The organism is Streptomyces sp. NPDC096079 (assembly GCF_040303145.1).
In the GTDB taxonomy this organism is placed as follows: Bacteria; Actinomycetota; Actinomycetes; order Streptomycetales; family Streptomycetaceae; genus Streptomyces.
This window is the reverse complement of the sequence record NZ_JBEOST010000036.1, coordinates 24,367-37,981: the sequence shown is the minus strand read 5'-3', so window position 1 is coordinate 37,981 and position 13,615 is coordinate 24,367. Positions and strand designations below refer to the sequence as shown.

The following is a 13,615-nucleotide window of genomic DNA, read 5'->3' as shown; positions in this document are numbered from 1 at the left end:
AACTGGGGGTGTTGGGTTCCTTGTTCCCGGATCAACTGGTATCGCCGCCCGCCCGGCGCGCGCCGGGCGGACGTCATTCGGCCGACGGCGTCCACAGGCCGTGACGCATCCGGCCGTACCCGGTTACGCTGTGGTGCCCAGCTCAGAAGGTGTGCGGGGCGCGGCAGTTGGGAACAGCCCGCACAGATACTCGTGCGCGATGGGGGCGGCAGTGGCGATCGACGGTTTTGGACCCGGGGCGCAGATCCCCCTGCAGAACACGGGCGGTGGCACGGGCGCGACGAACGCGCTCGCGTCCGCCGCGTACCGCGACAGTCCTCTGGACACGATCAAGCAGGCCGACAACGATCTCTACAAGACCACGGTCAAGGAGGGGAAGTGGGGGCTCTTCAGCCCCGACCTCGGCGAGGCCTTCTCCCGCGCGGTCCAGGTCCGCATGCTCGGCGGCGCGCGCAAGGCGCTGATCCAGTCCTTCGGGGCCGAGCCGCAGCCGGTCGTGGAGCACTGCCTGGCCGCGACCCATCTGCGCAGGCAGCGCGACGTCAAGCTGACCCTGGTCACCGTGTTCTGCGGCGTCCTGTTCCTGCCGGGTCTGCTGCTGTGGCTCGGCGTGATCCAGCTCCGCCGGCTCGTCTCGGGCTCCCAGAACAAGCGCAACAGCGCCCTCGGCACCGCGCTCCTGTGGGCCGCCGGGCTCTTCGCCGTGCTCGTCCTGATCAAGCTGCCCTTCGACGGGATCCTGCCGAACTACCTGCGCGCGATGGTCGTCGCCCCGGTCGTCGGCTGGTACCTCGCGAGCCGGATCTGCCAGAACGCCGCGGTGGACCTGCGGGAGCGCTGGACGGGCCTGCTCGGCGGCGGCGGGAGCGGCCCGCACGTCCCCAAGTCGGTCCCCCAGGACCCGGGCGAGAAGTCCGCGGAGGCGCTCCGGGTCAACCTGGAGAAGCTGTCCGCCGAGCAGCAGTCCAACATCGTGTTCTACGCCGGCACCAAGGGGATCCTCGGCCTCGGCACCCGCTGGGGCAGCTGGACGCTCGCCGAGGAGCTGGTCCCCCAGCCCGGCAAGGAGCTCCACGCCTTCCGGGCCTGGGACATCATCCGCAAGATCCACGACGAGCTGGCGCTCCTGGAGCGCGGCTCCCTGAAGACCGGATTCCCCAAGCCGACGGTCAAGCACTGGATCGTGTCCCCGGTCGGCGAGGGCGCCGACGAGGTCAGCCGCCCCGAGGGCGACAACATCGTCCACTACCAGGTCAAGCCGCACGAGATACAGCGCATCTGCAACGACCAGCAGTTCGGCGCGGGCAACCGCCACTACCTCGGGGTGCAGTTCACCCTCTGGGACGGGAATCTCGTCCTCACCATGATGGTCACGGTGACCTCTCTCCACCACACGCTGCGGATCGAGGTCACGGGGCACGCGCTCGGTCCCGTCCACGGCCTCTTCACCACGAAGCCGAAGGCGAAGACGAAGGAGGTCGCGAAGACGGTCCGCTTCTGGGAGACGAAGGAGATCCAGCAGCCGCTGCTGACGACCAACGACATCGTCCGGCTCGCGGTGCGCGCCCCGCTGACCTGGTACCCGCCGGTCCTGGAGTTCCTCGGCGGCAAGATGTCGCTGCCCGAGCCGTTCGGTCTGCGGCACGTCTGGGCCGGGCCGCTCTGGAAGAACCGCTTCATGGCGGACGACGCCATCCGCATGGCGACGCCCGTGCTCCGCGCCGTGCACGCCGCGACGCTGAGGGTCCTCGACGAGCACAACGTGGACACGGAGCGCTTCACGAACCGCTCGCTGATCCTCAGCGGCGGCGTCCAGGACCCGGGTCCGAAGAAGGCCGACGTCTACGACGCCTGACCCGGGTCCGCGCGGGGCTCAGGGGCTCAGAGGGTGGCCGGCCACGCGTCGGCCAGCATCTTCCGGGTGTCGGCGAGCAGCTGGGGCAGGATCTTGGTGTGCCCGACGACCGGCATGAAGTTGGTGTCCCCGCCCCAGCGCGGCACCACGTGCTGGTGCAGGTGGGCGGCGATGCCGGCGCCCGCGACGGCGCCCTGGTTCATGCCGATGTTGAAGCCGTGCGCGCCGGAGGCCGCCCGCAGCGCGACCATCGCGCGCTTGGTGAGGTCGGCGAGCTCGACCGTCTCGGCCTCGTCGAGGTCGGTGTAGTCGGCGACGTGGCGGTACGGGACCACCATCAGGTGACCGCCGTTGTACGGGTAGAGGTTGAGCACCGCGTACACGCTCTGGCCGCGCGCGATGACCAGGCCGTCCTCGTCCGACTTCGACGGGATCACACAGAACGGACAGCCGTCCTCGGCCCCCGGCCCGGTGGGCTTGTTCTCGCCCTGGATGTACGCCATCCGGTGGGGCGTCCACAGGCGCTGGAACGCGTCCCGCGTCCCCACTCCGATCTGCTGCTCGGGCTCAGTCGTCATGCTGAGCAGCATATTGCTTCGCCCGTTCGGATCGTGTCGCCGGGGCGCAAGATCCATGCAGCGGCCATGCTGATCCGATGAGAGACAGGCCGCTGATCCCGCCCGCGCAGGAACGCTGGGACGACCGGATGGAGACCCCGCTGACGGTGATGGCCCTGGTCTATCTCGCCGCCTACGCGGTGCGGATCCTCGGCCACGACCTGGCGGGGCCCCTGCGCGACCTGTGCCTCGCGCTGACGTACGCGGCGTGGGCGGTCTTCATCGCCGACTATGTCGTACGGGTCAGGCTGAGCGGTCTCGGCCTGTTCCGCTTCATGCGCCACCACCTCCTCGACACGGTGGTGGTGGTGCTGCCGCTGCTGCGGCCGCTGCGGGTGGTGAGCGTGTACGACCGGGTGCAGCGCCGCCGCGACAAGCCCCGGCTCACGCTCTACGCCCGGGTCATGGCGTACGCGGGGATGACGGCGGGCCTGCTGGGCTTCGCGGGGGCGCTGACCGTCTACCACTACGAGTACGCCGCCCCGGGCGCGACGATCCGCACGTTCGGGGACTCGGTGTGGTGGGCGTGCGCGACCCTGGCGACGGTGGGCTACGGCGACGTGACCCCGGTGACGCCGATGGGCCGGCTGACGGCGGTGGGCATGATGGGCGTGGGGCTCGCCCTGCTCGGCGCGGTGACGGGTTCGTTCTCGTCCTGGCTGATCCAGGCGTTCACCCGGGAGGACGAGAAGAGTCCCCCGGGGAATTCCCCGGGGGACTCCTGAGGGCACGGGCCCGTCAGACCTGGAATCAGACCTGGACGCGGTCCTCGACGATCTTGGCGAGCTTGGCGATCGCCTCGTCGACGGGGATGCCGTTCTCCTGCGAGCCGTCGCGGTAGCGGAAGGAGACGGCGCCGGCGGCCATGTCCTCGTCACCCGCGATGATCATGAACGGGACCTTCTGCTTCTGCGCGTTCCGGATCTTCTTCTGCATCCGGTCGGAGGAGGAGTCGACCTCCACCCGCAGGCCCTGCTTCTTCGCCTTGGCGGCGAACTCGTACAGGTAGTCGACGTGCGCGTCGCCGATCGGGATGCCGGTGGCCTGGACCGGTGCCAGCCACGGCGGCATCGCGCCCGCGTAGTGCTCCAGGAGCACCGCGAAGAACCGCTCGATCGAGCCGAACAGCGCGCGGTGGATCATGACCGGGCGCTGCTTGGTGCCGTCCGGGGCGGTGTACTCCAGGTCGAAGCGCTCCGGCAGGTTGAAGTCGAGCTGCACGGTCGACATCTGCCAGGTACGGCCGATGGCGTCCCGGGCCTGCACCGAGATCTTCGGGCCGTAGAACGCGGCGCCGCCGGGGTCGGGGGTCAGCGGGAGGCCCTGCTTCTCGGCGACCTGCTGGAGGACCGCGGTGGCCTCCTCCCACACCTCGTCCGAGCCGACGAACTTCTCCGGGTCCTTGGTCGACAGCTCCAGGTAGAAGTCGGTCAGACCGTAGTCGCGGAGCAGGTTCAGCACGAAGGTGAGGGTGCGGTCCAGCTCGTCGGCCATCTGCTCGCGGGTGCAGTAGATGTGCGCGTCGTCCTGGGTGAAGCCGCGGGCCCGGGTCAGACCGTGGACCACGCCCGACTTCTCGTACCGGTACACGGTGCCGAACTCGAACAGGCGCAGCGGCAGCTCACGGTAGGAGCGCCCGCGCGCGTCGAAGATCAGGTTGTGCATCGGGCAGTTCATGGGCTTGAGGTAGTAGTCCACGCCCTCGTCGAGCTGCATGGGGGGGTACATGCCCTCGGCGTACCAGTCCAGGTGGCCCGACTTCTCGAACAGCTTGCCCTTGGTGGCGTGCGGCGAGTAGACGAACTCGTAGCCCTCCTCCTCGTGGCGCTTGCGCGAGTAGTCCTCCATGACCCGGCGGATGATGCCGCCCTTGGGGTGGAAGACCGCGAGGCCGGAGCCGATCTCGTCCGGGACGGAGAAGAGGTCGAGCTCGTTGCCCAGCTTGCGGTGGTCGCGCTTCTCGGCCTCGGCGAGGAAGTCGAGGTGCGCCTTCAGCTCGTCCTTCGACGGCCAGGCGGTGCCGTAGATGCGCTGGAGCATCGGGTTCTTCTCGCTGCCGCGCCAGTAGGCGGCCGCGTTGCGCATCAGCTTGAACGCCGGGATGTTCCGGGTGGTCGGCAGGTGCGGACCACGGCAGAGGTCCTTCCAGCACAGCTCGCCGGTCTTGGCGTCGAGGTTGTCGTAGATGGTCAGCTCGCCGCCGCCCACCTCGACGTTCGCGCCGTCGTCGGTCGACGCGGAGCCCTTGATGCCGATGAGCTCCAGCTTGTACGGCTCGTCCGCCAGCTCCTCGCGGGCGGCCTCGTCGGTCACCACGCGGCGGGCGAAGCGCTGGCCGCGCTTCTGGATCTCCTGCATCTTCTTCTCGATGACCTTGAGGTCCTCGGGAGTGAAGGGCTTCTCGACGTCGAAGTCGTAGTAGAAGCCGTCCCGGACCGGCGGGCCGATGCCCAGCTTGGCCTCGGGGAAGAGCTCCTGCACGGCCTGGGCCATGACGTGGGCGGTCGAGTGGCGCAGGATGTCGAGACCGTCCGGGGAGGAGATCTCGACGCCCTCGACGACATCGCCGTCGGCGAGCTCGTACGACAGGTCCTTCAGCTCGCCGCCCACACGGGCGGCGATGACGGTGCGGTCGTCGGCGAACAGGGCGCCGGCGGTGGTGCCCGCGCTCACCGCCCTCTCCTCTGCCTCCGAGGCGGACTGGACGGTCACACGGACATCAGACACGGGTACTCCATACATAAGGGCGCAGGCAGACACGAGGTGCCGGCGCCGGCGACGCGCGGCAGAGACGAGGTGCCGCGTCGTCACCGATCTTACCGAGCGGTTCGCACCCCTCGCGAAAGGGTTTCCCGGGCCTCGGCCCCCGCTCTGCTACTCCTCCTCGGGGCCGCACGCCTCCTCGAAGAAGTCGAGGTTCTCGTGCAGCGCCTTGAGGAGCCGGTCCCGTTCCGTCTCGTCGACCTGGACGGGGACGACCCCGGAGGCTTCGGTGAGCCGCCGGAAGCCGCCGCGGCTCTCCAGCCGGCCCACGACCCGGATCGGGAGGCCGACCAGATGGGCGTGGCCCGCCGTCCGGTACGCCTCCTCGTCGAGCGCCACCCGGACGTGCGGGACCTCGGCGCCGCCGAGCACCCGGAGCCGTACGATCCCCTCGCCGCGCGGCCCGGAGCGGCGCATCCGGACCACGGCGCCGGTGAGCCGGACCGGCACGGAGGGCTCGTCGGTCAGATAGCGGGCGCTCGCCTCGCGCAGCGCGGGCAGGTCGCCGGGCGAGAACTCGACCGGTTCGGGCCGGGCCGCGCAGCCCTCGGGCGCCCCGGCGGCCGGGGCCCACTCCAGGGCGATGCGGGCGCCCTCGGTCCCCCGGACCAGGGCGACGAGCGCCTCGGTCAGCTCACGGCTGACCCCCGCCTCCACGGCCGTGTCGAAGGCCTCCATGCCACCGGTGGCCCGCTGGTAGTCGGTGGCCTCGCGGGCCGCGTACAGCGCGTGGTAGAGCCGTACGGCGATCGGGCGGCCCGGCTCGACCGGCAGGAACGCGGTGAGCCCGCGTCCGCCGGGCGCCGCGCCGACGACGACGGTCTCCAGGGACGCCTGCGCGCCGCGCCGGTGCCGGGCGCCGTAGTAGCCGGCCCGGCCGCGCACGGCGAGGGCCCCGGCGAGGAGCAGCTGCCGGGCGGCGGACCTGAGCTGCTCCTGCACCGTCCAGGGCACGGTGCCCGCCGGGCCCGGGGGCACGTCTCGCCACCAGCGGATCTCGTCGCTGGGCACGGACAGGCCGGTGAGGACCTCGCGGGCGGAGGGCGTGGCGCTGTGGGCGAGGGCGGTGAGCGCCTCGCCGAGCAGGTCCTCGCAGTCCGGGAAGGCGCGGCTCTCGGGGACGAGCAGGCTGGTGCCGGTGCCGCTGCCGGGTGGCGTCCAGCGGCTGTAGCGGCCGACGGCACCGCCCCGGCGGCGCCAGCCGTGGCGGGCGAGGAGCGCGCCGAGGACCCTCGGGTCGACCCTGCCCGGGTCGGGGGCGCCCTGGGCGTCGGCCCAGGGTCCGATGGGCGGGGCGGGGACTCCGGTCCAGGGCCCGGGGGTCTCGCCGGGCGCCGGGTGTGGCCGGTAGGGCGGGGGGACGGAGCCGTGCCCGGCCCCGTCCCCCTCGTGCCCGAACCCCGGTTCGTCGATCGGTCGGTGCATCAAGGTCTCCCTCCCACGCCGACCCGGGTCATGATCTCGCAGAGCGCCCGGTCGTCGAAGATCCGTGTCGTCGGGATGCGCACGGTGGTCCGGCGCCGTCCCGTGACCGGGTGTCCGGCCAGGTTGGTCCAGTAGCAGCAGTGCCGCAGGTCGAGCCGGTCGTGGCTCGCCCTCAGCCAGTCCTCCTGCGCCCTCGGGACGAGCATCACCACCAGGATCTTGTGCACGGACACCGGCGTCCGGGCGAGTTTCACCAGGTGGTCGTTGTCGAGCGTGAAGGAGAACGCGCTGCCCGGCGGGCGGGGCGGTATCTGGTAGGTGCACTTGAGCTGCACCTTGATGGTCACTTCGTCGTCGACGGTGTGCCCGGGAGCGCTGTGGCTCACGTGCCAGTCGATGCCGTTGTCCGGAAAGGGCTGGGACAGCGAGCAGCCGGCCGCGGCGGCGACGGCGTGCAGGTATCCCACCTGAAGGGTCTCCATGCAGGCGGTGGTGGCGAGTGAGCCGCGCGTCGGTGCCGCCCGCTGGGGCGGCAGCCCTCCCGACTCGGGCTGGGCGAGCGCCATGTCTTCTTCCTTCCCCGTCCCTTGTGTTGTGACCGGTCCGCGTACGACGCAAACAGTCCGGGTATCACCGTTTCGGGGCAGGGGGTTGGCCATCTGCCGCACGTGTGCAGGGAGTTCGGGGATGTCGATGCACTGGTACGAAGGGCCCCTGGCCGCTTTCGACACGGAGACCACAGGAGTTGACGTCGAGGAGGACCGGATCGTCTCCGCCGCCCTCGTCGTCCAGGACACTGAGGGGGCGCGTCCGCGGGTGACGCGCTGGCTGGTCAACCCCGGCATACCGGTGCCGGCGGGGGCCACGGAGGTGCACGGCCTGACGGACGATCACCTCCAGCGGAACGGCAGGTGGCCGGCGCCGGTGATGGAGGAGCTGGCGCGCGCGCTCGCCGAACAGTCGGCGGCGGGGCGGCCGCTGGTGGTGATGAACGCGCCGTTCGACCTGACGATCCTGGACCGCGAGCTGCGCCGGCACCGGGCCTCGTCGCTGGGGAACTACACGGCGGGCACCCCGCTGACCGTGCTCGACCCGCGCGTCCTGGACAAGCACCTGGACCGCTACCGCAAGGGCCGCAGGACGCTGACCGACCTGTGCGCGCACTACGAGGTGGAGCTGTCGGGCGCGCACGACGCGGCGGCGGACGCGACGGCCGCGATGGACGTCGTACGGGCGGTGGCGCGGCGCTTCTCGTCCCGTCTGGAGCGGCTGACGCCGACGGAGCTCCACACCCTCCAGGCCGTGTGGCACGCGGCGCAGGCGCGGGGCCTCCAGGCCTGGTTCACCCGGCAGGGCACGCCGGAGACGGTGGACCCGTCCTGGCCGCTGCGGCCGGAGCTGCGCACCGCCGCGTGACGGGGGCGGGAATGCGGAAGGCCGGTCCGTCTTTCGACGGACCGGCCTCTCCCGGTGGGCGATACTGGGATCGAACCAGTGACCCCTTCGGTGTGAACGAAGTGCTCTCCCGCTGAGCTAATCGCCCGGGAACGGGTTGAACCATACAGGCCTTCGCGCCTCCGGTTCAAACCGCGCGGAGGCGGGCCGCGAGTCCGCGCCGTCCGCCGCGCATCATCAGGGCGTGGTTGACGCGGAAGAAGGGCCGCCCGGGCACGGCGAGGGCCCGCAGGAGCCGGGCGCGGACCTCGACCTCCTGCTCGTACAGGGCACGGGTGCCGGTCCCTTCCGGGGTGAGGGTCCAGCGGGCCCAGCCCTCCAGGTCCCCGCCGAGCCCGACCTCCAGGACGTGGGCGTCCGGGTCGCGGCGCAGGGACCGGGCGGTGACGACGAGGTCGTACGGCAGGACGGACCGGAAGCGGGCCGTGCCGGTGGCGTCGTCGACCGGGACGACCTCACGGACCTGCGGCCACCAGCTCGGGTACTCCTCGGCGCGTTCGAGGACCGCGTAGACGGCCTCGGGCGGGGCGGCGAGCCGCCAGACGCAGCGGAAGCGGTACCGGTACCAGTCCATGCCCCCAGTGTGGGCGTACTCAGACCGGGATCTGAGTACCCGGACGCATTCCCGCCCGCTGTGGCCGGAGCCACACTCCGGGTATGGACAACTCCCTGCCGCCCGCGGACGAGCTGGTGCTCGTCGACCGCGAGCTGGCGCAACTCGACGCGCGCCGGTCCCAGTTGCTGGCCCGCCGCGCCTGGCTGATCCAGGTGCTGTACCCGCCGGTCGCGGCGGCGGCCCCGTTCGGGCGCCCGGCGCCGTCGGCCGGGCCGGTCGCGGACTCGACGCCCCGGAGCGCGCAGAACGTGCTCCTCACCCTCGGCGGGACGCTGCTGACGATCGCGGCGGTCGCCTTCACCCTGGTGAGCTGGGGCTCGATGGGCATCGGCGGCCGCGCGACGGTACTGGCCGTGGTGACCGGCGCGGCGCTCGCGGCGCCGGTGGCGCTGCTCCGCAGGGGCCTGGCGTCGACGGCCGAATCGGTGGCGGCGCTCGGCCTGGTGCTGACGGTGCTCGACGCGTACGCGCTGCACCGGGTGGCGCTGCCGGAGGCGGACGGCCTGGGGTACACGGCGGTGGCGTCGGCGGTCCTCGCGGGCGCGTGGACCGCGTACGGCTCGGCGCTGTCCCGGCTGCGGCTCCCCCTGCCGGCGGCCGTGGTCGCCGCGCAGCTGCCGCTCCCGCTCGGGGTCCTCGCGCTCGGCGGCGGGTCGACGGCCTTCGCGTGGGCCGCGCTCGTCACGGCGACGGTGGACGCGGCGGTCGTGCTGTGGACCCGCCCCGCCGCGGTCCGGATCACGGCCGGCACGGCCGCGGCGGCCCTCGGCGGCTGGGCGCTGCTCACGGGCGGCCGGCTCTCCCTGGTCTTCCCCTGGAGCGGCGCGGCGCTGCTCCTCGCGGGCGCGGCGGTGGCCCTGTACGCGGCCTGGCGCGCCCCCGCCGTCGCGACGGCCGCCTCGGCCCTCGCGGGCCTGGCGACGCTGACGGCCACCGGAGGCCTCCTGCGCACCGCGCTCCCGGCGGACTGGACGGTCCCCGCCTACGTGCTGTGCGCCCTGGCCCTGGCATCGGTGTGGCGCCCGGAGAGCGCGCGCCCCGCGGCCGGCGGCGGTACGACGCCGGGCACGGGTGACACCCGGACCGCCGGGAGCGGTGCCGTGGCGTCCGGCGCGACCCCGGCCGGTCCCGCGGCGGGCGGCAGCGGGACGGCGCCGGCCTCGGGCCCGGAGGTTCCCGCCGGTGGTCGCGGGCGGCTGCCGCACGGGATCCGGCTCGGTCTCGCCGGCGCGGGCGCCGGTGTCGCGGCGCTCGGGGCCGTCTGGGCGCTGCCCCCGGCGGTGGCGGGGCTCCTCGGGCCGGTGGCCCGGACGACGGACGTCTGGTCGGGCGAGCACTCCGCGGTCGCCCTGTCCTCGTACCCCGCGACGGCGGTCCTGGTCCTCGCGGTGGCCGCCGCCGCCCTCTCGCTCCTCCCTCGGCTCTGGGCCCGGTGCGGGGCGCTCGCCCTCGTCTGGGCACTGCTCACGGCCCTGCCCGTCTCCCTCGCCCTCCCGTACGCGGCGACGCTCGCGCTCCAGCTGCTCACGACCGCGGCGGCCCTGGGCCTCGCGGTCCGCCCGGGCCCCCTGACCCGCGGCCTGCGCGTGGTCGCGGCTCCGGTCGAGGCGTCCGGCACGGACACGCCGGAGACCCGGGCCACGCCGACGGGCGCCGGCCCGGCGGCACCGAAGGCCCCGGCCGGCGGCCCCGGAGCCCCCTGGCCCGTGGGGGCGCCTGCCCCGCGTCGGGCTCAGGCGCCCGCGCCCGGGACCGCCCTCGGATGGATCGCGTACGCCGGCGGGCTCGCGTCCGCCGGGAGCGCGGTCGCGCTCGCCCTGGACGTCCGGGGGGCCACGTTCGCCGCGCTCGGCGTGGTCCTCGCGCTCCTGGCCGGCGTCGCGGCGCTCGGTACGGACGCGCGCCGGGTGGTCTCCGCCTCGGCCGCCGTGCTCGCGGCGACGGGGCTCGTGTGCGCGGTGGCGGCCGCCGGCGGGTTCGCGGACCACTGGACGGCGCTGACGCTGCTGCTCGTCCCCGCGGCGACGGCCGCCCTCGGCGCGAGGGCGCCGCGCCCGGTGGCCCTGGCGGCCGAGATCTCGGGCGGGGCCGTGGGGGTGCTCGCCCTGGGGATCGCCGCGTCCCGGCCCGCGTTCCTCGCGCTCGCGCTGGCCCTGGGCGGGGTGATCGCGGCGGCGACGGCGGTACGGCCCGAGCGGCGGCGGTTCGCCTCGTGGACGGCGGCGGCGCTGTTCCTGCTGGCCACCTGGGTGCGGCTCGGGGTGTGGGACGTCACGACCCCGGAGGCGTACACGCTCCCGGTGACGGTGCCCGCACTGGTCGTCGGGTTCCTGCGGCGGCGCTGGGACCCGGAGGCCTCCTCCTGGACGGCGTACGGCCCCGGTCTCGCCGTGACGCTGCTGCCGAGCCTCCTGGCGGCCTGGACGGACCCGGAGTGGGCGCGCCCGCTGGCCCTGGGGGTCGCCGCGCTCGGAGTGACGCTGCTCGGCGCCCGCTTCCGGCTCCAGGCGCTGCTGGTGCTCGGCGGCGCGGTGCTCGCCCTGGACGGGCTGCACGAGCTGGCGCCCTACGTGGTGCAGGCGGTGGGCGCGCTGCCGCGCTGGCTGCCGCCGGCCCTGGCGGGGCTGCTGCTGCTCGCGGTGGGCGCCACGTACGAGCAGCGCCTGCGGGACGCCCGGCGGCTGCGGGAGCGGCTGACGCGGATGCGGTGAGACGCCGAAGGCCCGGAGACGGTGTTCCGTCTCCGGGCCTTCGATCCGGGTGGTGGGCGATACTGGGTTCGAACCAGTGACCCCTTCGGTGTGAACGAAGTGCTCTCCCACTGAGCTAATCGCCCGGGCGCACCGCAAACATTACCCCATGTCAGCGGGGCTCCCGCACCACCGGAAGGTCACTCGTCGATCTTCCACGGCATCACGAAGCCGAACTTCCACAGGTAGACGCCGAGCAGCGCGGCGATGATCACCAGGCCGATGGCGGTGAGGATGATGTTCCGGCGGCGGACCTTCGGGTCCAGGGCCCGCTGGGCCGCCTCCGTGACCTTGCGCTTGGTCCAGCGGAGCACGAGCTGGGCCCAGACGAACTCGGTCGCCCAGATCGCCATGCCGGCGAAGATGACCAGCCAGCCGGGCCCCGGGAGCGGCAGCATCACCACTCCGGCGCCGACCACGGCGAGTCCCACGATGAAGACGCCGACCTGCCAGCTCAGATGCAGGCCTCGCCGGGACTTGATGAACTCCGGCGCACGGGATCCCAGTTCGGCTTCCTGGCCGTCCGCGGACTCCCCGGTGCGCTCGTCACTCTCCGCATTCATGCTCCCCAACCTACCGGACGGGGACCCCCCACCGGAACGGCCGTATTACCGCAGGTCACACGCGCCCATCCGAGCTACCTGAACGATCACAAAACCGACAGAGGGGTTTACAACGGCACCGGAGGTGGCATGTCGATTTCGCCGACGTGCGAATCCCCGAGCGCACACTGAGCGAAAGGCCCTGGCGCTTATGAACACCACGGTCAGCTGCGAGCTGCACCTGCGCCTCGTTGTGTCGAGCGAGTCCTCACTGCCTGTACCCGCGGGCCTGCGGTATGACACGGCCGATCCGTATGCCGTGCACGCCACCTTCCACACCGGAGCCGAGGAGACGGTCGAGTGGGTCTTCGCCCGCGACCTTCTCGCCGAGGGGCTGCACCGGCCCACCGGCACGGGCGACGTCCGCGTCTGGCCGTCCCGTAGTCACGGTCAGGGAGTCGTCTGCATCGCGTTGAGCTCCCCCGAGGGAGAAGCCCTGCTCGAGGCCCCGGCGAGGGCCCTGGAGTCGTTCCTGAAGAGGACCGACGCCGCCGTGCCACCGGGCACCGAGCACCGGCACTTCGATCTCGATACGGAGCTCTCCCACATCCTGGCCGACAGCTGAGCCAGGCCGAGAGCCGCACGGCGCCGTCCGACTCGGGGCGACGGCGCCGGACGGTCCGTGACATAAGCACGAGATCCGGCGCTCCCACCGCGCAGCCGGCGCGGTGGCGGGCGCCGGTGTCGTTTTCCGGGGCGCGCTAAAGTCAGCGCCATTCCGCGGGCACCCGTCCGCGGCCGGCCAGGGAGCGAATCGTGCTGATCCCCCACGACACCCGGATCGCCCTCGACACCGTCGTCGATCTGATGAACACCGCGCCCCAGGGCGAGCGCGCCGACGAGCTCCTGGACCTTCCGGAGCTCCACGACTTCCTGCGCGCGCACAAGGTCAGCGGCGTGGGCGACCTCGGACCCGACGACCTGCGCGCGGTGCGCGCGGTGCGCGAGAAGTTCGCGGCGGTCTTCTCCGCCCCCGAGGCCCGGATCGCGGCGCCCCTGATCAACCAGCTGGTGGCGGGCGCGGGCACCACCCCCCAGCTCACCGACCACGACGGCTACGACTGGCACGTGCACTACTTCGCGCCGGGCGCCTCGGTGGCGGACCACCTCGCGGCCGACTGCGGCATGGCGCTCGCGTTCATCGTGGTGGCGGGCGAGCAGGAGCGGCTGCGGCGCTGCGAGGCGCCGGACTGCGGCCGCGCCTTCGTCGACCTCTCCCGCAACCGCTCGCGCCGCTACTGCGACAGCCGCACCTGCGGCAACCGCCTCCACGTGGCCGCGTACCGCGCGCGCCGCAAGGAAGCCGCGGGCTGACCGCTCCGGGCGGGGACCTCAGGGCCAGGAGGTCACAGCACGTAGAGATCGTGCAGCGCGGCCATCAGCAGCAGACAGCCGATCACCCCGAGGAAGATCATCAGCGGCGGCTGGGAGAGCGCGAACAGGCAGCCGCGCGGCTCTTCGGCAGGGGCGTCGGTGGCGGCGGGCACGGGCTCCCGCGAGGTATCCAGCATCTCGGGGGGATGATGACGCAC

13 protein-coding genes and 2 tRNA genes are annotated in these 13,615 nt (G+C 72.9%); 6 read left to right on the top strand and 9 right to left on the bottom strand.

What is annotated here, in order from left to right; translation table 11 throughout:
• Window positions 1-199 precede the first annotated feature (199 nt).
• Window positions 200-1,855: an AbeC-like domain-containing protein gene (locus ABTY59_RS36330; RefSeq protein WP_352023419.1), complete on the top strand. Its 1,656-nt coding sequence runs from the start codon at window positions 200-202 to the stop codon at window positions 1,853-1,855.
• Between the two features lie 26 nt (window positions 1,856-1,881).
• Here ABTY59_RS36330 and ABTY59_RS36325 read toward each other — a convergent pair whose 3' ends face one another.
• A complete protein-coding gene (locus ABTY59_RS36325) occupies window positions 1,882-2,445 on the bottom strand; it encodes an HIT family protein (protein WP_352023418.1) in 564 nt (187 codons plus the stop codon).
• Window positions 2,446-2,510: 65 nt separating this feature from the next.
• Here ABTY59_RS36325 and ABTY59_RS36320 point away from each other — a divergent pair, with 65 nt between their 5' ends.
• Window positions 2,511-3,197, top strand: a complete 687-nt coding sequence (locus ABTY59_RS36320; RefSeq protein ID WP_352023417.1) for a potassium channel family protein — start codon at window positions 2,511-2,513, stop codon at window positions 3,195-3,197.
• 25 nt (window positions 3,198-3,222) lie between these two features.
• Here ABTY59_RS36320 and thrS read toward each other — a convergent pair whose 3' ends face one another.
• The 3 genes from thrS to ABTY59_RS36305 all read right to left on the bottom strand — a co-directional run bounded on the left by thrS (window position 3,223) and on the right by ABTY59_RS36305 (window position 7,226).
• Window positions 3,223-5,199, bottom strand: coding sequence for a threonine--tRNA ligase (gene thrS, locus ABTY59_RS36315; protein ID WP_352023416.1), 1,977 nt, complete (start codon window positions 5,197-5,199; stop codon window positions 3,223-3,225).
• A gap of 147 nt (window positions 5,200-5,346) precedes the next feature.
• Window positions 5,347-6,660 carry a hypothetical protein gene (locus ABTY59_RS36310; protein ID WP_352023415.1) on the bottom strand — a complete coding sequence of 438 codons (1,314 nt, stop codon included), beginning with the start codon at window positions 6,658-6,660 and terminating at the stop codon, window positions 5,347-5,349.
• Window positions 6,660-7,226, bottom strand: coding sequence for a DUF4365 domain-containing protein (locus ABTY59_RS36305; RefSeq protein ID WP_352023414.1), 567 nt, complete (start codon window positions 7,224-7,226; stop codon window positions 6,660-6,662). Before ABTY59_RS36305 ends, ABTY59_RS36310 begins: the two co-directional genes overlap by 1 nt.
• Window positions 7,227-7,347: 121 nt before the next feature.
• Between ABTY59_RS36305 and ABTY59_RS36300 the strand changes: the two genes are divergently transcribed.
• Window positions 7,348-8,076: a 3'-5' exonuclease gene (locus ABTY59_RS36300; RefSeq protein WP_352023413.1), complete on the top strand. Its 729-nt coding sequence runs from the start codon at window positions 7,348-7,350 to the stop codon at window positions 8,074-8,076.
• A 55-nt stretch (window positions 8,077-8,131) separates the two neighbouring features.
• Here the strand turns inward: ABTY59_RS36300 and ABTY59_RS36295 are convergent.
• Both ABTY59_RS36295 and ABTY59_RS36290 read right to left on the bottom strand, forming a co-directional pair.
• Window positions 8,132-8,203 (bottom strand) — tRNA-Val (locus ABTY59_RS36295).
• Window positions 8,204-8,242: 39 nt separating this feature from the next.
• On the bottom strand, window positions 8,243-8,689 hold the full coding sequence (locus ABTY59_RS36290) for an SRPBCC family protein (protein WP_352023412.1): 447 nt from the start codon (window positions 8,687-8,689) through the stop codon (window positions 8,243-8,245).
• Window positions 8,690-8,772: 83 nt separating this feature from the next.
• Here ABTY59_RS36290 and ABTY59_RS36285 point away from each other — a divergent pair, with 83 nt between their 5' ends.
• Window positions 8,773-11,442 (top strand): SCO7613 C-terminal domain-containing membrane protein, encoded by a 2,670-nt coding sequence (locus tag ABTY59_RS36285; protein WP_352023411.1) that lies wholly within the window; start codon window positions 8,773-8,775, stop codon window positions 11,440-11,442.
• 50 nt (window positions 11,443-11,492) lie between these two features.
• On the opposite strand, the gene ABTY59_RS36280 is transcribed toward ABTY59_RS36285, so the two are convergent.
• Both ABTY59_RS36280 and ABTY59_RS36275 read right to left on the bottom strand, forming a co-directional pair.
• Window positions 11,493-11,567: transfer RNA gene (locus ABTY59_RS36280), tRNA-Val, on the bottom strand.
• 54 nt (window positions 11,568-11,621) lie between these two features.
• Window positions 11,622-12,044: a TIGR02611 family protein gene (locus tag ABTY59_RS36275; protein ID WP_352023410.1), complete on the bottom strand. Its 423-nt coding sequence runs from the start codon at window positions 12,042-12,044 to the stop codon at window positions 11,622-11,624.
• 190 nt (window positions 12,045-12,234) lie between these two features.
• Here ABTY59_RS36275 and ABTY59_RS36270 point away from each other — a divergent pair, with 190 nt between their 5' ends.
• Window positions 12,235-12,648: an SsgA family sporulation/cell division regulator gene (locus ABTY59_RS36270; protein WP_015032345.1), complete on the top strand. Its 414-nt coding sequence runs from the start codon at window positions 12,235-12,237 to the stop codon at window positions 12,646-12,648.
• Window positions 12,649-12,839: 191 nt separating this feature from the next.
• Window positions 12,840-13,397 (top strand): CGNR zinc finger domain-containing protein, encoded by a 558-nt coding sequence (locus ABTY59_RS36265; protein WP_352023409.1) that lies wholly within the window; start codon window positions 12,840-12,842, stop codon window positions 13,395-13,397.
• Between the two features lie 32 nt (window positions 13,398-13,429).
• Here ABTY59_RS36265 and ABTY59_RS36260 read toward each other — a convergent pair whose 3' ends face one another.
• Window positions 13,430-13,594, bottom strand: coding sequence for a hypothetical protein (locus ABTY59_RS36260; protein ID WP_352023408.1), 165 nt, complete (start codon window positions 13,592-13,594; stop codon window positions 13,430-13,432).
• Window positions 13,595-13,615 lie beyond the last annotated feature (21 nt).

Bases quoted from the DNA above. Each gene is read 5' to 3' on its own strand.
- ABTY59_RS36330 (WP_352023419.1), top strand. From the start codon at position 200: ATGGGGGCGGCAGTGGCGATCGACGGTTTTGGACCCGGGGCGCAGATC.
- ABTY59_RS36325 (WP_352023418.1), bottom strand. From the start codon at position 2,445: ATGCTGCTCAGCATGACGACTGAGCCCGAGCAGCAGATCGGAGTGGGG.
- ABTY59_RS36320 (WP_352023417.1), top strand. From the start codon at position 2,511: ATGAGAGACAGGCCGCTGATCCCGCCCGCGCAGGAACGCTGGGACGAC.
- ABTY59_RS36310 (WP_352023415.1), bottom strand. From the start codon at position 6,660: ATGCACCGACCGATCGACGAACCGGGGTTCGGGCACGAGGGGGACGGG.
- ABTY59_RS36305 (WP_352023414.1), bottom strand. From the start codon at position 7,226: ATGGCGCTCGCCCAGCCCGAGTCGGGAGGGCTGCCGCCCCAGCGGGCG.
- ABTY59_RS36300 (WP_352023413.1), top strand. From the start codon at position 7,348: ATGTCGATGCACTGGTACGAAGGGCCCCTGGCCGCTTTCGACACGGAG.
- ABTY59_RS36290 (WP_352023412.1), bottom strand. From the start codon at position 8,689: ATGGACTGGTACCGGTACCGCTTCCGCTGCGTCTGGCGGCTCGCCGCC.
- ABTY59_RS36285 (WP_352023411.1), top strand. From the start codon at position 8,773: ATGGACAACTCCCTGCCGCCCGCGGACGAGCTGGTGCTCGTCGACCGC.
- ABTY59_RS36275 (WP_352023410.1), bottom strand. From the start codon at position 12,044: ATGAATGCGGAGAGTGACGAGCGCACCGGGGAGTCCGCGGACGGCCAG.
- ABTY59_RS36270 (WP_015032345.1), top strand. From the start codon at position 12,235: ATGAACACCACGGTCAGCTGCGAGCTGCACCTGCGCCTCGTTGTGTCG.
- ABTY59_RS36260 (WP_352023408.1), bottom strand. From the start codon at position 13,594: ATGCTGGATACCTCGCGGGAGCCCGTGCCCGCCGCCACCGACGCCCCT.